Genomic DNA, 19,176 nt, shown 5'->3' with positions numbered 1-19,176 from the left:
TTGGCTCGCTCGTGGGCTTGTGCGGTACGGTTGGATAGAGCTTGCGGCGCTTTTGCACTGATCGGCGCCGCAGGCTTTCAAATCCAAAGGCGTCACCCATCAGTTTCGGTCGATGTCGAACACAACAAAGACAGTGCCGGGATTGCAAAGGGCCCCCGCCCTTTGCCCGCCGGAGGCATACTTCTTTAATCCCTGCGCCACCGCGCAAAGATCGCCGTGGGCAACATCCGCCCCGCGCCATCCTCGCGCACCGCCAGATCGCCATGTTCGACATAGCCCGGCAGACCGGCAAAGGCTTCGTCCAGCAGCCCGGCAATCGCCAGCGAGGACATGCGCACCGCATAAACGGTCAGGAACAGAAACCGACTGTTTTCGTCCAGCAATTGCCGAGCATCATGGATCAGACCGGGCAGGTGTTCCTCCAGCCGCCAGACCTCGCCATCCGGCCCGCGCCCGAATTTGGGCGGGTCCATGATGATGCCGTCATAGCGCTTGCCCCGGCGGACCTCGCGCGCGGTGAATTTGGCCGCGTCATCGACGATCCAGCGCACCGGGCGGCTTTCCATGCCCGAAAGCGCGGCATTGGCGCGGGCCTGCGCCACCGATTTCTTGCTGGCATCAACATGCGTGACGGGGCCATAGTGGCTCAGCGCCAGCGTGCCGACGCCGGTATAGCCGAACAGGTTGAGCGTGGTGGCATCGCGGCGCTCGCCCAATTGCTGCCCCATCCAGCCCCAGACCGGCGCCATGTCGGGGAAAAAGCCCAAATGGCGGAACGGGGTGCATTGCGCGGTGAATTTCACATCACCCCAGCTCAGCGGCCAGCCATCACGCGGCACCGGCTTGGTATAATTCCAGCGCCCGCCGCCATCCTCATCCGCGCCGGGCACGAATTCGCCATGCGCATCCCAATCGGCCATGCGCGGCTGCCACAAGGCCTGCGGCTCGGGGCGGATAAAGCGATAGTCGCCGTAGCGCTCCAGCTTGCGCCCCGCGCCCGAATCGACCAGCCCGTAATCGGCCCAGCCCTCGCCGGTCAGCAAAACGGGCTGGTGGATCAGCTCTGCCATTATGCCTTCGCAGTCGCCCGCTGCGTCACATAGGCGCAGACCGCGTCATAATCACCGGGCAGTTCGGCATAGCGCTCTTCGCGCTCGAACAGATCGCCCACGCGTTCGGGCAGGCCGGGGCGGTGCCCGGTGCTGCGCTCGACCGCATCGGGGAACTTGGCCGGATGCGCGGTGGCCAGCGTGACCACCGGGGTCGATGCGTCAATGCCGGCATTGCGTGCGGCATGGATGCCGATGGCGGTGTGCGGGTCGAGCAATTCGCCCGCCGCTTCCCAGCCCCAGCGGATGGCCTGCGCCATTTCATCGGCATCGGCGCGGGCCGAGACGAAGAGCGCTGCGGCGCCTTCGCGCTGCGCATTGGTCAGCGTCATCGCCTTATTGGCCTCGAACCCTGCCATCTGCTCGGCCAGAGCCACGCCATCGCGGCCGCCCACGTCGAACAGCAGGCGTTCGAAATTCGACGACACCTGAATGTCCATGCTGGGCGCGGCGGTGGGGGTCACTGTTCCGGCCGAATAGTCGCCGGTGGACAGCGCGCGGTGGAGAATGTCATTCACATTGGTGGCGACGATCAGCCTGGCAATCGGCAGGCCCATCTGCGCGGCGACATAGCCAGCGAACACGTCACCGAAATTGCCGGTGGGCACGCTGAAGGCCACTTCGCGGTGCGGCGCGCCCAGTTGCAGCGCGGCGGCGAAATAATAGACCACCTGCGCCATCAGACGCGCCCAGTTGATCGAGTTGACCGCGCCGATGTTGAAACGGTCGGTCACGGCCTTGTCGTTGAAAATGCGCTTCACCATCGCCTGCGCATCGTCAAAACTGCCCTCGATGGCGATGTTATAGACGTTGGGGGCCAGAACGGTGGTCATCTGGCGGCGCTGAACGTCGGACACGCGGCCCTTGGGGTGCAGCATGAAGATGTCGACCTTGGCGCGGCCCGCCACGGCGTCAATGGCCGCGCTGCCGGTGTCGCCGCTGGTCGCGCCCACGATGGTCAGGTTCTGGGGCCCACCATTCTTGGATTCGCGGCCCAGGAATTCCTCGAACAAGAGGCCCAGCAATTGCAGCGCCACATCCTTGAACGCCAGCGTCGGGCCGTGGAACAGTTCAAGCAGCCACTGCTGCTCGTCCAACTGCTTCAAAGGCGTAACGGCGGCATGCGAAAAGCGCCCATAGGCCGCCGTGGTCAGTTCGAGCAAACGCTCATAGCTCAGGCTCTCGCCCACGAAAGGCGCCATCACCTTGGCCGCCAGCTCCGCATAGGGCAGGCCCGCCAGCGCGGCGATCTCGTCTTTGGAAAAACGCGGCCATTCGCGGGGTACATAAAGCCCGCCGTCGCTGGCCAGACCAGCCAGAGTCGCGCCTTCAAAATCAAGAACCGGTGCGTTGCCGCGCGTGGAGATATATTCCATGGGATTCCCTGTCCGTTTGGCCCGCCCCGTTAGCCGCAGAGGCGCGCAGGGGCAAGGGTTTTGCGGGATTCAGGGGTTTTATGCCTCCGGCGGGCAAAGGGTATGGACCCTTTGCATTCCCATTTGGGGGATGCGTTTCACGGGCCACCGAAGCTTGTGAGGGTCGGCTTGTAAAGCCTGCGGCGCGGCGAATTCACGCAGATTGGCGCCCCGGCTTTAGAACGCCGACCTCGCATCACTCCAGTTCTTCCTCCCCCAACACCCTCTTCCTCACCGCCACCGCGTAAATCACCAAAGCGGTCAGCGCGAAAAGGAACCACTGCACCGCATAGGACAGGTGATTGTTGGGCAAATCGCGCGGATCGGGCGTCGCATTGCTCATCAGCCCCGCCAGTGCCGGATCGGCCACGACATGATGGGCAAATTCACCCCCCGGCACGACCAGCCCCTGCACCTGCCCGCCGGTCCATGCCACGGGCGCGGGCTTATTGCTCCACCCCAGCACCACATCGGCCAGCACACCCTTGGGCGCCTCGGTGGGGTGGAACCCCTGCGTATCGACGGGCGCGGTCAGACATCGCGCAATATGCGCCCAGCCCGCCTGCCCCGCCGCATTGCGCCCGGATTGGGCCGAGATCTGCAACACCTGCTGGCACCAGAATTGGGTGCGGTGGAAATCGCGCGCATCCGATTGGCGATAGCGCCATACCTCGCCGATCGAGACCGGGCTGCGATCACCCTGCGCGGCGGTGAAACGCGCGATCTTGGCCTCTTTCTGCGCCAGTCGGTCCAACTGCCAGAAGCCGAGGTGGACCATATACCCCGCCGCCGCCAGCACCAGCAGCGTAGGGATCACGGGCAATTTGCGCCAGTTCATCGCGGATCAACATCCTTTGCGCCCGCCTCGGCAGCCCGCCGCTGATATTCGGCGGTCAACAGAGCCGCCTTGGACACGCGCAGCCCATAAAGCGTGGGCAAAACCACCAGCGGCACCAGCACCGCGACATAGACCCACACCGGCGGATCGACATCCAGCGCCAGCCATGCCGCCACACCCGCCGCCAGCGCGCCAACCCCAAAGGTCAGAAAGGCCGCCGGCCCGTCGCCCACATTGAACGCGCCAAAATCCAGCCCGCATTTTTTACAGTGCGGCGCGAATTGGGCGATGCCCGAAAACAGCCCCTTGGCCCCGCATCGCGGACACAAACCAAACAGGGCAGCCGAGACGATTCCCGGCTGCCCTGCGGATGAGGATGGCTTTGCCGGATCAGTCAACCGCAAAGCCCCAGTTGCCCCAGATGTAGATGCACACAAAGAGGAACAGCCACACCACATCGACGAAGTGCCAGTACCATGCGGCGGCCTCAAAGCCGAAATGCTGGCGCGGGGTGAAATCGCCCCGATAGGCGCGGGCCAGACAGACCGAGAGGAAGATCGTGCCCACAATCACATGGAAACCATGAAAGCCGGTGGCCATATAGAAGGCCGAACCATAGGTGTTCCTGCCAAAGGCAAAGGGCGCATGGGCATATTCAAACGCCTGAAGACTGCTGAACAGGATGCCCAGAATGATGGTCAGCCACAGGCCCTTCTTCAGGCCCGAACGGTCGCCGTGGATCAGGCTGTGATGCGCCCATGTCACCGTGGTGCCCGAAAGCAGCAGGATCATCGTGTTAAGCAGCGGCAGGTCGAAAGCATCAAGGACGGCTTCCAGTTCCTTGGGCGGCCATTGCCCGCCGATCGCCTTGGACAGGGTCGAGGGAAACAGCGAGAAATCGAAGAAGGCCCAGAACCAGCCGACAAAGAACATGACCTCCGAAGCGATGAAGAGGATCATGCCATAGCGCTGGTGCAGTTGCACCACCGGCGTGTGATCGCCCGCATGGGCCTCGTTCACGATCTTGTTGAACCAGGTGAACATGGCCGCCAGCAACAGCGCCAGCCCCGCCCAAGGCACGATATGCCCCAGCGCCCCGAACGTGTCCGGGTGCATCATGAACACCATGCCCGTGGTAAAGGTAAAAGCCCCAAGCGTGGTGGCCAGAGGCACCAGATCAGGCGGCAGGATATGATAATCATGTGTCTTGCCAGAGGCCATCGCATTCATCCCCTTTTTGCCACGGGTGCGGGCCTGCTTTGGCCTCTATCCCCCCGGCATTGTTGTTTTTGAACCTATCTTTCCTGAAGCCCCCGGTCCAGCATGATTTGCGAGGCCCGAACGCCTATTTCCCGCTCCTTGCGCCCGCCGGATCTATGCCCCCGGCACGGGGTGGAATGTGTAACTCAAGGTGATCTGTTCCAGATCCTTGAGGTCCTTGTCCTCGAGGATCTGGGGATCGACGTAATAGCTGACCGGCATGGCCACGCTTTGGCCCGGTTGCAGCGTCTGCTGGGTAAAGCAGAAGCATGCCACCTTGGTGAAATAACGCGCCGCCTCGTTGGGCGAGACGTTGAAGCTGGCCGCCCCGGTGATCGGCCTGTTCGATGTATTATGCGCATCGAACAGGGCCAGCGTACGCTTGCCGATGACCACCGTCTGCGTGGTCTGGCGGGGGCGGAATTGCCATGGCATGCCCGGATCGACATTGGCGTCGAAACGCACCGACATCGTCCGCCCGGCCATCACCTTGACCCCGGCCGCCTGCGCCTCGCTCGCCCGCTGGGGCGTACCGCCATAGCCGGTGGCCTGACAGAATATGCGATAGAGCGGCACCGAGGCATAGCCCAGACCCACCATCCCAAGCGCCATGCCCGCCGCCATCATCGCCACGCGCCGGTTGCGGTTTTGCGGTGCGGAGGGGTTCATGCTGCCCATCGGATCAATGCCCCATCCTGGCGATGGTGATGGCAAAAAACAGCACCACCAACCCCAGCAGCACCAGCCCCAGCGCCTTGTTGCGCCCGGCGATAATGCGTTTGCGCTCTTCCATGTCGATCGGTTCGCTCACAAATATCCTCCGATGATCGGCACCCAGCGATCCGCCACCAGCGCGGCGAACAGGGCGAACAGATAAAGCACCGAGAAAGCGAAAAGCTGCTTTTCCGGCTTCATGGAATCATCTTCATCGCGCCGGTTGCGGAAACCCACCCGGATCGCCAGCAACAGGAACAGCGTGGAGAGCACGCCTGCCGACACGCCGTAGATCCACCCCGGCCCGCCATCGTTCTTGGGCAGAAACACCGGCAAAAGCGTGAGCGGCAGCAGCAGCACCGAATAGGCGAAGATCTGGCGCCGGGTGGATTTTTCTCCCGCCACCACGGGCATCATCGGAATGCCCACCTTGGCGTAATCGGTCTTCACAAACAGCGCCAGCGCCCAGAAATGCGGCGGCGTCCACATGAAGATGATGAGGAACAGCAGCACCGGCATCCATGTGATATGGCCCGTCACCGCCACCCAGCCGATCATCGGCGGAAAAGCCCCCGCACCGCCGCCGATCACGATATTCTGCGGCGTGCGCGGTTTGAGCCAGACCGTATAGACCAGCGCGTAATAGACAATCGATACCGCCAGGATCAACGCGCAGAGCCATCCCGCCGCCAGCCCCATGGTCAGCACCGACAGGCCCGATAGCGCCATCCCGAAATCGCGCGCCGATTCGCGGTCCATCCGCCCGGCGGGCAAGGGCCGCTTGGCGGTGCGTTTCATCCCGGCGTCAATATCGGCTTCCCACCATTGGTTGAGCGCGGCCGCCCCGCCGGCGCCCACCGCGATGCACAAAATCGTGGCAAATCCGATCACCGGATTGATATGCCCCGGCGCCGCCAGCAATCCGCAAAGGCCGGTAAAAATCACCAGCGTCATCACGCGCGGCTTGGTCAGGGCGAAGAAATCGCGCCAGTCGGCAGGCTGGCGAGCGGCGGGCGTGGCGCCGTTTTTGGCAGGGGGGGTGCTCATGGGCATTCCCCCTTGCGCCATTGCGCCGCGATGTAAAGGGAGCACGAGCGACATGGCTGTCCCTTCGAGTGACAGATGCGGCCGGATTGCGGGGGCCCAAAGCAGGTCCGGGCGCCCCAACCGATCTTAGTGGTGACCTTCGTCCTTGATCACCGGCAGGGTTTCGAACTGGTGGAACGGCGGCGGGCTGGACAGCGTCCATTCCAGCGTCGTCGCGCCCTCGCCCCAGTAATTGCCCTCGGCCTTTTTGCCCATGGTGAAGGCATAGATGATGTTGATGATCCAGATGCCGATCGAGGCGGCCATCACCTTGTAGCCCACCGTGGCGACATAGTTCCAATAGGCATAGGCGGGCGTAAAGTCCGGATAGCGGCGCGGCATGCCCTGCATCCCCAAAAAGTGCATGGGGAAGAAGATCATGTTCACGCCGACAAAGAACACCGCGAAATGCAGATAGGACAGCGCCTCGGAGTGCCAGCGCCCGCTCATCTTGGGGAACCAGTAATAGAAGCCCGCAAAAAGCGAGGTCACCGCGCCCAGCGAGAGCACATAGTGGAAATGACCCACCACGTAATAGGTGTCCTGAAGATTGTCGTCCAACCCGCCATTGGCCAGCTCGACGCCCGTGACGCCGCCCACGGTGAACAGGAAGATGAAGCCTATGGCCCAGACCATGGGCGAGGCGAAACGGATCGAGCCGCCCCACATCGTCGCGATCCACGAGAAGATCTTGATGCCGGTGGGCACCGCGATCACCATCGTGGCGGTGGTGAAATACATCTTCACGTCTTCGGACAATCCAGTGGTGTACATGTGGTGCGCCCACACGACAAAGCCCACCACGCCGATCGCCACCATCGCATAGGCCATGCCCAGATAACCGAACACCGGCTTGCGGCTGAAGGTGGAAATGATCTGGCTGATGATGCCGAAACCGGGCAGGATCATGATGTAGACTTCGGGGTGGCCGAAGAACCAGAACAGATGCTGATACAGGATCGGATCACCGCCGCCCGCCGCGTCAAAGAAGGTGGTGTGGAAATTGCGGTCGGTCAGCAGCATCGTGATCGCCGCAGCCAGCACCGGCAGCGCCAGCAGCAGCAGGAACGCGGTGACCAGCACCGACCAGACAAACAGCGGCATCTTGTGCAGCGTCATGCCCGGCGCGCGCATGTTGAAGATGGTGGTGATGAAATTGATCGCGCCCATGATCGAACCGGCGCCGGCCAGATGGAGCGAGAAGATCGCGAAGTCCACCGCAGGCCCTTGGCTGCCAGAGGTCGAGAGCGGCGCATAGGCCGTCCAGCCGATGCCTGCGCCCTGACCCGTGCCGCCTGGCACAAAGGCCGAGCAGAGCAGCGAGCAGAAACCCGCCACCGTCAGCCAGAACGAGATGTTGTTCATGCGCGGAAAGGCCATGTCGGGCGCGCCGATCATGATCGGCACGAACCAGTTGCCAAAGCCGCCGATGATCGCGGGCATGACCATGAAAAACACCATGATCAGCCCATGCGCGGTGATCAGCACGTTCCACAGGTGGAGCTGCTGGTCAAAGCTGGGGTTCTTGGTCCCCAGCAATTCGGCGAAATAGCCCAGATACTGAATGCCCGGCTGCGCCAGTTCGGCGCGCATGATGCCGGAAATCGCGCCGCCGATGATCCCTGCCGTGATGGCAAAGATCAGATAGAGCGTGCCGATGTCCTTGTGGTTGGTCGACATGAACCAGCGGGCGAAAAAGCCCGGCTTGTGATCATGGTCGTGGTCATGGACATGCCCGTCGGAATGGGCGTGAAATTCGTCTGCGATGGTAGCCATTGTTCTTGAACCCTCGCGTAAAAGTTATTCGCCGGACGAGGCGGCGGCAGCCACCTCGGTCCCCGAAGCGGCCTCGGCCGCGGGCGCGGCCGCAGCGGCGGCAGGAGCGGGCACATCAGGCGCGCCGTCGATCTTGGCGCCGGCATGCGTCATCACCCAGGCATTGTACTGGGGACGGGGCAGCGCCTCGACCACGATCGGCATATAGCCGTGGCGCGCGCCGCAAAGCTCGCTGCACTGGCCGTAATAGACGCCCGGTTCCTTGACGAACAGTACCTTCTCGTTGATCCGCCCCGGCACTGCGTCCAGCTTGAACCACAGCGAGGGGACCGCAAACGAGTGGATCACATCCGCGCCCGTGGTCTGGAGGCGAATCGGTTCGCCCACCGGCACCACCATGCGGTTGTCGGCGGCCAGTTGGGGCGGCTCGCCGCGCTTGATCGCCTCTTCGTGGCTCAGCATGTTGCTGGTCACCTCGAACTCGCCATTGTCGGGATAGGCATAGGTCCAGTACCACTGGTTGCCGATCGCCTTGATGGTCAGCGCATCCTTGGGCGGCGTCTTGAACTGATGGGCCAGCAGCTTCATCGAGGGCACAAAGACCACCAGCAGGATCAGCACCGGAATGCCGGTCCACACCACTTCGAGCAGCGTGTTGTGGCTGGTCTTGCTGGGCACCGGATTGGCGCGCGAATTATAGCGCACCATCACCCAGATCAGCAGCGCCAGCACGAAAAGCGTCACCGCGATCAGCACGGTCATCACGATATTGTCGTGCATCCACAAGGCCTCAAGGCCGGTGGGGGAATATTGGGTCTGAAAGGTCAGCCCGCCGTCAACCGGCATGCCCTTGCCGGGCGTGGGCTTCATCGGCGTATAGCCGCCCGGCGCCACGACCAGACGATCAGCACCGGCATGCACCGCCCCGGCCGCGATCAGCGCCAGCCCCGGCAGTGTCTTAAACGCAAGACGCAACATTCGGCGCCCGAAGGCCCCGGATACTTCTCCCAAAATCATGGCCTACGTTCTTTCTTCTTCGCCGCTCGGAAGAAAAGCCCCCTCCTCGTCCGGCGTCCCACAGGCTCCGGGACTTTTGTCCCTTAGGAACAGGGTGTACCAGCGCTTGCCCCAGCCCACAAGCGCCTCTAGGGGTAATTTTGAAGCAGGGCGCGCGCCGCTCCTGCGGGAATCGCACAAGTTTTTTGGACGAAGGCAAGACAAAGCATGACCGAAGAAGAGGTGCTGGCCGAATTCCGCGCCAGCCATGCCCTGCTCGAAGGGCATTTCCTGCTCTCCTCTGGCCGCCACAGCGCGCATTATCTGCAATGCGCCCGCGTGCTGATGAACCCGGAACGGGCCAGCCGTCTGGCGATTGGCATTGCCCAGAAACTGCCGCGCGATCTGCGCAAGGAAATCCAGAAGGTCATCAGCCCGGCAATGGGCGGATTGATCATCGGCCATGAAGTGGGCCGCGCTCTGGGCGTGGACGCGATGTTTGTCGAACGGCCCACCGGCACGTTCGAACTGCGCCGCGGCTTTTCCGTCGAACCGGGCGACAAGGTGCTGATGGTCGAGGACGTGGTGACGACCGGCCTGTCGAGCCGCGAGGCGATCAAGGCCATCGAGGAAGCCGGCGGCAAGGTGATCGCGGCGGCGGCCCTGATCGACCGCAGCGCAGGCAAGGTGGATCTGGGCGTGCCCTTCTATCCGCTGATCGCGCTCAATTTCCCCACCTATGCGCCCGATGAAGTGCCCGCCGCTCTGGCCGCCACGCCCGCGGTCAAGCCCGGCAGCCGGGCCAAGCCGTAATGAACGCGCTCAGCCCCGCCCGTTTGCGCCTTGGCGTCAACATCGACCATGTGGCCACGATCCGCAACGCGCGGGGCGGCGCCCATCCTGATCCGGTGCGCGCAGCCCAGATCGTCGCTTCCGTGGGCGGCGACGGCATCACCGCCCATCTGCGCGAGGATCGCCGCCATATCCGCGACGAGGATCTGGCGCGCATTCAGGCCTCGACCTCGCTGCCGCTGAATCTGGAAATGGCGGCCACCGACGAGATGCTGGAAATCGCGCTGCGCCACAAACCGCACGCCGCCTGCATCGTGCCCGAACGGCGCGAGGAGCGCACGACCGAGGGCGGGTTGGACGCGGCCGGGCAGCACAACCGGCTTGCCCCCATCGTTCAGCGTCTGAGTGATGCGGGCATCCGCGTCTCGCTCTTCATCGCGCCCGAAATGCGGCAATTGGACGCCGCGATCCGCCTTGGCGCGCCGGTGGTGGAATTCCACACCGGCGAATATGCCCATGCCGAGGGCGATGCGCGCGAGGTGGAACTCAAGCGCCTTGCCGATATGGCCGCGCTGGCCGCGCGCAACGGGATCGAGCCTCATGCGGGCCACGGCCTGACCTATGACAATGTCCAGCCGGTTGCCGCCATCCCCCAGATCGCCGAACTCAACATCGGACACTATCTGATCGGCGAGGCGGTGTTCGTGGGCCTTGAAAACGCGGTGCGCCGGATGCGCGAACTGATGGACGCGGCGCGCGATTGATCTTGGGGGGATAGGCCGGTGATCCTGGGCCTCGGCACAGATCTGGTGAATATCGACCGTATCGAGGCCGCGCTCGAACGCCACGGGGGGCGATTTCTGGCGCGCAGCTTTACGCCTGCCGAAATCGCGCTGGCCGATTCGCGCCCGGCGATGCGCGCGGCCACGCTGGCCAAGCGCTGGGCCGCCAAGGAGGCCTGCGCCAAGGCGATGGGCACCGGCATCGGGCGCGGCTTTGGCCTGATCGACATCGAGGTCGTGCGCAATGATCTGGGCACGCCCTCGCTGCTGCTTCATGCCGGGGCGGCGCTGCGTCTGGCCGAAATCACCCCGCCGGGCCAAACATCCCGCCTCCACCTTTCGCTCACCGACGATTTGCCATGGGCCAGCGCCACGGTCATCATCGAAAGCCTGCCTCTTTGAAAGACGATTCCCCAATGTCCGCCTCCAGCGATACCAAGAGTAATGACGCCGCCAAGCAACCCATCAACTGGTGGGCCGAGGTGCGCGGGCTGGGCGGCATGTTGCTGGCGGTGCTGGCGTTTCATTCCTTTATCGCCAAGCCTTTCTATATTCCCTCGGCCTCGATGCTGCCGGGTCTGTGGGTGGGCGATCATCTGGTCGTCTCGAAATATCCCTATGGCTGGAACTGGGCCTCGCCCAGCTTTCACATCCTGCCGCGCGGCTCTTGGCGCATCTGGCCCGGCACGCCCGAATATGGCGACGTGGTGATCGTGGTCCCGCGTGACCGGCCGGGCGACGATTATATCAAGCGCGTGGTCGCCCGCCCCGGCGACCGTATCGCCCTGCGCCATGGCCAGATCATCCTCAACGGCCGCCCGGTGCCGCAGGCGGTCGAACCGCCCGCCGAGATCCCGCTCGATGCGATCCGGGGCGATGAAGACCCCTACCCCTGCGAAGGCGCCGGTTTTATCGGCCTCAAGGAACGCAAGCCCTCGGGTCAGGAGGTCTGCTCGATCCCGGCATGGCGCGAAACCTTGCCCAATGGCGCGACCTATACGATCCTTGATCATATGGAGCAGCCCTTTGACGACATGGCCGAGATTCGCGTGCCGGAGGGCCATGTCTTTGTGATGGGCGACAACCGCGACCATTCGGCCGACAGCCGCGTGCCGCTCGAAGAACGCGGACTTGGCGGGCCGGTGCCTTTGTCGGACGTGGGCGGGCGCGCCGAATTCATCACCCATTCCTTCAACGGCACGGCGGGCTGGAACCCCTTGAGCTGGATCACCGGCCTGCGTTCGGGCCGCGCGGGCACTTCGCTGCGCCCGCCGCTGGCAAGCAAACCCAAGTAATATGGCCCAAACGCCGCGCAAGCCCTCCTCCCCTCGCCAGCGTCGCGCCGGCCCGACCGACATTCGCGACCCGATGGTGCGCAATGAGGCGAAGAAGGCGCTGATCTGGCTGGGCATTGCCGGGTTGATGGTGCTGGCGGTGGTGCTGGCCCAGCCGCTGATGGTGGTGTTTGGCGGGATGGTGTTTGGCGCGCTGCTGGATGGCGGGGCGCGGCTGCTGCGGCGGGTGCTGCCGATCCCGCGCATCTGGCGAGTGGCCATCGTGCTGGCGGCGGCGGCCGGCTTTGCCATCTGGTTTGCCACCTATGCCGGGTCGCAGATCACGCTTCAGGCCGCCGCCTTGCCCGAAATCCTGATGGCGCAGGCGGAAAAGGGCCTGCACTGGGCCGAGCACCACCGGCTGATCACGCTTAACCGCAGCACGATCCAGACCTTTACCGAACAGGCGATCGCGGGCGCGGCGCAATTGCCCAGCGTGCTGGGCGGGCTGTTCGGCGGCATGGCCACGCTGTTTCTGATCCTTGTGCTGGGCGTCTATTTCGCCGTCGATCCCCAGCCCTATCAGCGCGGCCTTGCATGGATGCTCCCGCGCGAAAGCCGCCCCTTTTTCGAACAGATGTTTACCCAGATGGGCCACACGATGCGCCGCCTGCTGTTCGGGCGGCTGGTGGGCATGGTGATCGAGGGGCTGACGATCGGCCTTGCGCTCTCGGCCTATGGTGTGCCCATGGCAACGCTCTTGGGGCTGATCACCGGTGTTCTGGCGTTTTTGCCCAATATCGGCGCGCCGGTTTCGGGCCTGCTGATGGTGATGGTGGGCTTTTCAGGCGGCACGTCGATGGGGCTTTACTGCATCGGCGTCTATATCGTGGTTCAGGGGATCGACGGCAATATCGTCGTGCCCATGGTGGCCAAGAAAACCGCCGATCTGGCCCCCGCGCTGGTGCTGGCGATGCAGTTGATGATGGGGGCGCTGTTCGGCATTCTGGGGCTGGCGCTGGCTGATCCGATGCTGGCCATGCTCAAGGTCCTGCTGGAAAAGCTGGCGGCGCGCGGCGCGATGGCGCATGATGCAGGCGAGATGACAGAGCAGGTGTAAGTCCCCCTTGGCGCGAAAGTTTCTCTATGGCGTTGCAATTCTGGTGGTGCTTGTGATCGGTGCGCTGGGTGCTTTGCGCTATTGGGCCAAGGAATTGACGCAATTCACCTTTGTTCCGGTTGTGCCGTTTTCCGCCGCGCCGCCTCTGGCTGCTAATGCCTATGCCGATCCGGCCATGTGGTATTCGCGCGGGGCGGGCGGGCCGAATGATCCTTCGCGCTGGCGCCCCAGCGGCGCGCCCGTGGGCGAGGCGACCTTGCCGGTGGCCGTGTTTTTCATCCATCCCACCAGCCATTTCGACCGGCTGCACTGGAATTCGGCCATCGACGAGACGCTGATCGCGGGGCGGACGGAAATCCTGCTGCGCGGTCTGGCCACGCCTTTCAGCGCGGCGGCCGAGGTCTGGGCGCCGCGCTATCGACAGGCCACTTTGGGCGCCTTTCTGACCGACCGGCCATCAGGGCGAAAGGCGCTCGATGTCGCCTATGGCGATGTGCTGGCTGCGTTTGATGAATTTATCGCCACGGTCGATCCGCGCCTGCCCATCGTGATCGCCGGGCACAGCCAGGGCGCGTTTCACCTGATGCATCTGATGCAGGACCGGGTGGCGGGCAAGCCGCTGGCCGCGCGGGTGGCGGCGGCCTATGCGGTGGGCTGGCCGGTCAGCCTGGACCATGACCTGCCCGAAATGGGTCTGCCGGCCTGCGAAGGCCCCGATCAGGCCGGCTGCGTGATCTCATGGCAGAGCTTTGCCGAACCGGCCGAAACCGACATGGTGCGCGAGGCCTATGCCCGCTTTCGCGGCCTTGATGGCAAGCCGCGCGGCAACAGCCCCTTCCTCTGCGTCAACCCCGTCACCGGCCGCCCCGGCGATGCCGCCCCGGCGCAGGCCAATCCCGGCACGCTGGTGCCCGATACGGCGCTGACCGGGGCCAGCCTTGTCCCCGGCCTTGTGCCCGCGCGCTGCGCGCCGGACGGCTTTCTGATGATCGGCCCCGCGCCCCAGCTTGGCCCGTTTGTGGCGCCGGGCAACAATTTCCACGTCTATGACATCCCCCTGTTCTGGAGCGCCCTGCGCGCGGATGTGGCGCGGCGGGTCAAAGCATGGCATGGGGCGCCTCCCGCAAAGGACGCCCGCAAGGCGCCCGATATGCAAACCGAAAAAACCGCAGGCTGGTGGCGCCAATGGCTGAGCTGATTACCCTTTCCGCGCTGGACATGCGCGATGCGCTGCCCGATTGCGGGGGCCTGATCGGCCTCGACCTTGGAACGCAGACGATAGGCACCGCCTTTGCCGATCCCGAATGGCGCATTGCCTCGCCCGGCAAGACCATCGCGCGCGGCAAATTCAGCGTGGACAAATTGGCCATCGCCGCGCTGATCGAGGAGCGCGGCATCAAGGGTATCGTCATCGGCCTGCCGCTGAACATGGACGGCACATCGGGTCCACGCGCCCAATCGGCCCGCGCTTATGCCAAAAACCTAGCCGTGCTGGGCCTGCCCATCCTGCTGTGGGACGAGCGATGGTCCACCACCAGCGCTGAGCGCGGGCTGATCGAGCAGGACATGAGCCGGGCCAAGCGCAAGGTCCGCATCGACAGCGCGGCGGCGGCGGTGATCCTGCAGGCGGCCTGCGATGCGATGGCGGGCGGGATGCGGTGGTAGACTTCATCGGCGACATCCTCAGTGATTTTGTCGCCGAACTGATCGGTTGGCTTTTCAGGAAATTGTCTAAACCTGTTCGTTTTGGTTGCCTGACTTTTATTGGATTGACGATTGTCGGGCTGCTTGTCTGGGTTTTTGCATGAAATTGAAGATGGAAATGCGAGGGTCTAGACCCTCGCGCTCCCGTTACTGTCTGCGTTGCGCTTCGGGTTCGGCCGATGATGTCGGACGCAGCGTTGGAAATTGTCAAACCTGCGGTGCCTACTGAATAGCGCCGCAGGCTTTTACATATCGCCCGGCACACTCCCTTGGTAAACCAACCCCATTAACGGGATTGCAAAGGGCCCCCGCCCTTTGCCCGCCGGAGGCAAACCCTCCTAACTCTTATTCCTCACCACAACCCAAACGCCTTCGGGCGCCTCAAACCCTTGCCCGCGCGCGATACGCAAACGGATCGCATCGGCCCGCGCGCGCGCCAGCACAGCGTCCGGCACGCCTTCCTCGACCGCGATCCCATCGGCCCCACCCAGCCAGCGGGCCTGACGCAGCGTGAGGTCATCGGGATCGGGCGAGGTCAGCACGATTTCTGCCAGCGTCTCGTCGGGCAGCCTGGCGCCCGCCAGAAACGCCTCTATCCGCCCCGCGCTGGCATCGTCGAACGGGTCTAGCATGCCCCCCTGCCCCAGCGCCACGTCGAGCGCGCGGCGGCGGTCGGCCGCATCGGGAAAACGCCCGCGCAGCACCGCCCGCGCCGCGCCCAGCGCCTGCGCCAGCGCGCCCAGCCCTTGGGGCAAGAGCGCCTCCAGCCGCAACCGCAACTGCTTGGCCAGCCCCGCCGAGACGCCCCCCGTGCCCACCGCGATCAGCACCGGCGAGCGATCAAGGATCGAGGGCGTGGTGAAATCGCAAAGGTCGGGCTGGTCCACCACATTGACCAGCAGGCCCGCTCCGCGCAGGCGCAGGGCATCGGCGGCGGCGGTCTCACGGTCCTCATAGGCCACGAAGGCGAGACGCGCGCAGCGGTCGATCCCCTCCTGCATATCATCGAAAACCTGTCCGCCCGCGCGTTCGACCAGGCGGCGTTTGGCCTCCGCCGCATCGCCTGTGCCCAGAACGATGACGGGTTGGCCCTTGATGCGGTGAAAGAGGGGGAGTGTGTCGATCATGGCGGGGGTTATAAGGAGAATAGGACAAGATGCGAGGGTCTAGACCCTCGCGCTCCCTTTACTGTCCTCGTTGCGCGAAGAGTTCGGCGTTTTGTGTCGGACGCAATGTCAGAAATTATAGAGCCTGCGGCGCTCTTTCGTAAGCGCCGCAGGCTTTTAAAATTCCAATCCCCCAAACTATCCTCATTAACGGGATTGCAAAGGGCCCCCGCCCTTTGCCCGCCGGAGGCAAAAGCCCTTAATCCTTCAACCAGTCCGGCACCTGCTCCGCCGCCAATATCGCCGCCGGATCAATCCGATTGGCGACAACCGCCCACTGATCGCCATTGACCATCACCTCAGGCACCAGCGCGCGGCTGTTATAAGTGTTGGCCATGGTGGCGCCATAGGCCCCGGCGGTGCGGAACACGGCTAGGTCGCCCGCCTTCACCACGTCGATCTCGCGGCCCATGGCGAAAGTGTCAGAGGATTCGCAGATCGGGCCGACGATATTGGCCGTAAACTTCTCGCCATTGGGCTCAACGGCCAGAAAATCGTGCCACGAGCCATAAAGCGCCGGGCGGGCAAGGTCGTTCATGGCCGCATCGACGATGACGAAGGGCGTGGTCACGCCTTCCTTGACGCGAACCACCTGCGTCACCAGCACGCCCGAATTGCCCGCGATCACGCGGCCCGGTTCGAACATCAGCGTCACGCCCCAATCGGCGGTGACGCGCGCCACCATGGCGGCATATTCGGCCGGAGAGGGAAACACTTCATCCGCCTTGTACGGCACGCCGATGCCGCCGCCCAGATCCATATGGGTGATGCTCAGCCCCTGCGCGCGGATGGCCCGCATCAGCTCGCCCATCTTGGTAAAGGCGGCCTCCAGCGGGTCGAGCCTGGACAACTGGCTGCCGATATGGACGGCAAGGCCGCGCATCTCGATACCCGGCAGCGCGGACAGGCGCGCATAGATCCCGGCGGCGCGGTCATAGGCCACGCCGAACTTGTTTTCCGCCATGCCGGTGGAAATCTTGGCATGGGTGCCCGCGTCGACATCCGGGTTCACGCGGAGCGCGGCATGGGCCACCAGCCCCAGCGAAGCGGCAATCGCGGCCAGCTCGACGCCTTCCTCTTCGCTCTCGATGTTGAACTGGCCGATGCCCGCCTTGAGCGCGCGGGTCAGTTCGTCCGCCGTCTTGCCAACACCGGAAAAGACCACGCCCTGCGCCGGGATACCGGCGGCCAGCGCGCGGTCCATCTCGCCCGCCGAGACCACATCGGCACCGTAACCTTCGCGCGCCAAAAGCTTCAACACCGCCAGATTGGGGTTCGACTTGACCGCAAAGGCGATATGCGTCGAGGGCAGGATCGACAAGGCATCGCGGAACACGCGGGCATGGCGCGTCAGCGTGGCGGCGGAATAAATATAAACCGGCGTGCCCACGGCGCGGGCAATGGCGGGAATGGCGGTGTCTTCGGCATGAAGAACGCCGTCAACGTAATGAAAATGGTCCATGTGTCTTTAAATCCTGCGTGGGGGCATACGGCCCCCCGGCTCATTCGGAAGGAGGCAGATCGAAGGCATCGTCCGTGCGCGGTTCAGAGCGCGTGTGCAGCTCGACATTGCGGCTGGGACGGGCCTGCGACGATTGGCTGAGCAATTCGGTCGCGCTCGGCCGGTCTTTGCGGCCGATGGGCGAAGGGGGCAACTGATGCCCCGGCGCGGGTTTAAGTTCGCCCTGCGTGCCGCAGCCCGCCAGCGCGAAAAGCGCAACCATCGGGAAAAATACGGCACGCATAAGGGCGTTACTCCATACCAAGCGCGGCGCGAGCCTGCGCCACACGTTGTTCTACCTGAGACGGGGCGGTGCCGCCATGGCTGGCGCGCGATGCCACCGATGCCTCGACTGAAAGCGCAGGGTAAACCGCCTCGGTGATGCGCGGGTCGATCGCCTGCAATTCCTCAAGGCTGAGCTGATCCAGCGCAATCCCCCCGGATTCGGCCAGCTTGACCGCCGCGCCGGTGATGTGATGGGCCTCGCGGAAGGGGATGTTGGCTTGCCGGACCAGCCAGTCGGCCAGATCGGTGGCCGTCGCATAGCCCAGTTCGGCGGCCTGACGCATACGGTCGGTGCGGAAAGTCGTGCTTTCCACCATGCCCGTCATCGCGGCAAGGCACAGGGTCAGCAGACCGGCGGCCTCGAACACGGGCGGCTTGTCGTCCTGCATATCCTTGGAATAGGCCAGCGGCAGGCCTTTCATCGTGATCATCAGGCTGGTGAGCGAGCCGATGATGCGCCCGGCATGGCCGCGCACCAACTCGGCCGCATCGGGGTTCTTCTTTTGCGGCATGATGCTGCTGCCGGTCGAGAGACTGTCAGGCAGGCGGACGAAGCCGAAGGGCTGCGACGCCCAGATGATGAACTCTTCGGCAAGACGCGAAAGATGGAGCGAGCATTGCGCCGCCGCCATCAGGTAATCGAGCGCGAAGTCGCGGTCCGAAACCGAATCGAGGCTGTTGTCGGTGGGGCGGTCGAAATCCAGCGCCTTGGCCGTGGCGAAACGGTCGATGGGGAACCCGGTCCCGGCCAGCGCGGCCGCGCCCAGCGGCGACTGGTTCATGCGCGCGCGCGCATCGGCAAAGCGCGAGACATCGCGCGCGGCCATTTCGTAATAGGCCATCAGGTGATGGCCAAGCGTCACCGGCTGCGCGGTCTGAAGATGGGTAAAGCCGGGCATGATCGAGTTCACATGCTCGCCCGCGCGGGCCACCAGCGCCTTTTGCAGGGCATGCAAGCCCGCCAAAGCCTCATCCACCGCATCGCGCACCCAGAGGCGGAAGTCGGTCGCCACCTGATCGTTGCGGCTGCGCGCGGTGTGCAGACGCCCCGCCGCCGGACCGACCAGTTCGGCCAGACGGCTTTCGGTCGTCATGTGAATGTCTTCGAGATCCCAGTTTTCAGGGACGCCATTGACTTCATATTCGCCCGCGACAGTATCCAGACCGGCGCTGATCGTGGCGGCGTCATCGGCGCTCACGATCCCCTGCGCGCCCAGCATCGCGACATGGGCCTTGGAGGCGCGGATATCCTGGCGCCAAAGGGCCTTGTCGAAGGGGATCGAGGCGTTAATCTCGCGCATGATGGCGCTGGGCCCTTCGGCAAAGCGCCCGCCCCACATCTGATTGGAGCCTGCCTT

22 protein-coding genes are annotated in these 19,176 nt (G+C 64.2%); 8 read left to right on the top strand and 14 right to left on the bottom strand.

Annotated features, from left to right (window positions below; translation table 11 throughout):
• Positions 1-185: 185 nt before the first annotated feature.
• From PQ457_RS02170 to coxB, 10 genes are all read right to left on the bottom strand, one after another.
• A complete protein-coding gene (locus PQ457_RS02170) occupies positions 186-1,070 on the bottom strand; it encodes a class I SAM-dependent rRNA methyltransferase (RefSeq protein WP_273618166.1) in 885 nt (294 codons plus the stop codon).
• Positions 1,070-2,485 (bottom strand): threonine synthase, encoded by a 1,416-nt coding sequence (thrC, locus tag PQ457_RS02165; RefSeq protein WP_273618165.1) that lies wholly within the window; start codon positions 2,483-2,485, stop codon positions 1,070-1,072. The genes PQ457_RS02170 and thrC overlap by 1 nt, the downstream gene beginning before the upstream one ends.
• Positions 2,486-2,720: 235 nt before the next feature.
• Positions 2,721-3,362 carry an SURF1 family cytochrome oxidase biogenesis protein gene (locus tag PQ457_RS02160; RefSeq protein ID WP_273618164.1) on the bottom strand — a complete coding sequence of 214 codons (642 nt, stop codon included), beginning with the start codon at positions 3,360-3,362 and terminating at the stop codon, positions 2,721-2,723.
• On the bottom strand, positions 3,359-3,820 hold the full coding sequence (locus PQ457_RS02155) for a DUF983 domain-containing protein (RefSeq protein WP_337958477.1): 462 nt from the start codon (positions 3,818-3,820) through the stop codon (positions 3,359-3,361). Before PQ457_RS02155 ends, PQ457_RS02160 begins: the two co-directional genes overlap by 4 nt.
• A complete protein-coding gene (locus PQ457_RS02150) occupies positions 3,753-4,583 on the bottom strand; it encodes a cytochrome c oxidase subunit 3 (protein ID WP_273618162.1) in 831 nt (276 codons plus the stop codon). Before PQ457_RS02150 ends, PQ457_RS02155 begins: the two co-directional genes overlap by 68 nt.
• A gap of 153 nt (positions 4,584-4,736) precedes the next feature.
• Positions 4,737-5,300, bottom strand: coding sequence for a cytochrome c oxidase assembly protein (locus PQ457_RS02145; protein WP_273618161.1), 564 nt, complete (start codon positions 5,298-5,300; stop codon positions 4,737-4,739).
• Between the two features lie 4 nt (positions 5,301-5,304).
• Positions 5,305-5,433: a hypothetical protein gene (locus PQ457_RS02140; protein WP_273618160.1), complete on the bottom strand. Its 129-nt coding sequence runs from the start codon at positions 5,431-5,433 to the stop codon at positions 5,305-5,307.
• Positions 5,430-6,383 carry a heme o synthase gene (locus PQ457_RS02135; protein WP_273618159.1) on the bottom strand — a complete coding sequence of 318 codons (954 nt, stop codon included), beginning with the start codon at positions 6,381-6,383 and terminating at the stop codon, positions 5,430-5,432. Before PQ457_RS02135 ends, PQ457_RS02140 begins: the two co-directional genes overlap by 4 nt.
• 126 nt (positions 6,384-6,509) lie before the next feature.
• Positions 6,510-8,198: a cytochrome c oxidase subunit I gene (gene ctaD, locus PQ457_RS02130; RefSeq protein WP_273618158.1), complete on the bottom strand. Its 1,689-nt coding sequence runs from the start codon at positions 8,196-8,198 to the stop codon at positions 6,510-6,512.
• Between the two features lie 24 nt (positions 8,199-8,222).
• Complete coding sequence (gene coxB, locus PQ457_RS02125; protein WP_273618157.1) at positions 8,223-9,176, bottom strand: cytochrome c oxidase subunit II; 954 nt, start codon at positions 9,174-9,176, stop codon at positions 8,223-8,225.
• Positions 9,177-9,422: 246 nt separating this feature from the next.
• Between coxB and pyrE the strand changes: the two genes are divergently transcribed.
• Genes pyrE through PQ457_RS02085 form a run of 8 tightly spaced genes read left to right on the top strand, consistent with a single transcriptional unit; the run spans position 9,423 to position 14,970 of the window.
• Positions 9,423-10,007: an orotate phosphoribosyltransferase gene (gene pyrE / locus PQ457_RS02120; protein WP_273618156.1), complete on the top strand. Its 585-nt coding sequence runs from the start codon at positions 9,423-9,425 to the stop codon at positions 10,005-10,007.
• Positions 10,007-10,750: a pyridoxine 5'-phosphate synthase gene (locus tag PQ457_RS02115; protein ID WP_273618155.1), complete on the top strand. Its 744-nt coding sequence runs from the start codon at positions 10,007-10,009 to the stop codon at positions 10,748-10,750. Before pyrE ends, PQ457_RS02115 begins: the two co-directional genes overlap by 1 nt.
• 18 nt (positions 10,751-10,768) lie before the next feature.
• Positions 10,769-11,170, top strand: coding sequence for a holo-ACP synthase (gene acpS, locus PQ457_RS02110; protein ID WP_273618154.1), 402 nt, complete (start codon positions 10,769-10,771; stop codon positions 11,168-11,170).
• Between the two features lie 14 nt (positions 11,171-11,184).
• Positions 11,185-12,063, top strand: a complete 879-nt coding sequence (gene lepB / locus PQ457_RS02105; protein WP_273618153.1) for a signal peptidase I — start codon at positions 11,185-11,187, stop codon at positions 12,061-12,063.
• A 1-nt stretch (position 12,064) separates the two neighbouring features.
• Complete coding sequence (locus PQ457_RS02100) at positions 12,065-13,162, top strand: AI-2E family transporter (protein WP_273618152.1); 1,098 nt, start codon at positions 12,065-12,067, stop codon at positions 13,160-13,162.
• A 7-nt stretch (positions 13,163-13,169) separates the two neighbouring features.
• Positions 13,170-14,360: a DUF3089 domain-containing protein gene (locus PQ457_RS02095; protein WP_273618151.1), complete on the top strand. Its 1,191-nt coding sequence runs from the start codon at positions 13,170-13,172 to the stop codon at positions 14,358-14,360.
• On the top strand, positions 14,348-14,827 hold the full coding sequence (ruvX, locus tag PQ457_RS02090) for a Holliday junction resolvase RuvX (RefSeq protein WP_273618150.1): 480 nt from the start codon (positions 14,348-14,350) through the stop codon (positions 14,825-14,827). The genes PQ457_RS02095 and ruvX overlap by 13 nt, the downstream gene beginning before the upstream one ends.
• A complete protein-coding gene (locus PQ457_RS02085) occupies positions 14,821-14,970 on the top strand; it encodes a hypothetical protein (RefSeq protein ID WP_273618149.1) in 150 nt (49 codons plus the stop codon). Before ruvX ends, PQ457_RS02085 begins: the two co-directional genes overlap by 7 nt.
• Positions 14,971-15,204: 234 nt before the next feature.
• Here PQ457_RS02085 and PQ457_RS02080 read toward each other — a convergent pair whose 3' ends face one another.
• The 4 genes from PQ457_RS02080 to argH form a co-directional block, all read right to left on the bottom strand.
• Positions 15,205-15,993 (bottom strand): precorrin-2 dehydrogenase/sirohydrochlorin ferrochelatase family protein, encoded by a 789-nt coding sequence (locus PQ457_RS02080; protein WP_273618148.1) that lies wholly within the window; start codon positions 15,991-15,993, stop codon positions 15,205-15,207.
• 238 nt (positions 15,994-16,231) lie between these two features.
• Positions 16,232-17,494, bottom strand: coding sequence for a diaminopimelate decarboxylase (gene lysA / locus PQ457_RS02075; RefSeq protein ID WP_273618147.1), 1,263 nt, complete (start codon positions 17,492-17,494; stop codon positions 16,232-16,234).
• Between the two features lie 40 nt (positions 17,495-17,534).
• Entirely contained in the window at positions 17,535-17,756 is a 222-nt protein-coding gene (locus PQ457_RS02070; protein WP_273618146.1) for a hypothetical protein, read from the bottom strand.
• Positions 17,757-17,784: 28 nt separating this feature from the next.
• The gene (gene argH / locus PQ457_RS02065) at positions 17,785-19,158 is read right to left on the bottom strand and encodes an argininosuccinate lyase (RefSeq protein ID WP_273619222.1); all 1,374 of its coding nucleotides are present in this window, start codon (positions 19,156-19,158) and stop codon (positions 17,785-17,787) included.
• Positions 19,159-19,176 lie beyond the last annotated feature (18 nt).

It is taken from the genome of Novosphingobium humi, assembly GCF_028607105.1.
Lineage (GTDB): Bacteria > Pseudomonadota > Alphaproteobacteria > Sphingomonadales > Sphingomonadaceae > Novosphingobium > Novosphingobium humi.
The sequence above is the reverse complement of the archived record's forward strand: the minus strand, read 5'-3'. Positions and strand labels throughout refer to the sequence as shown.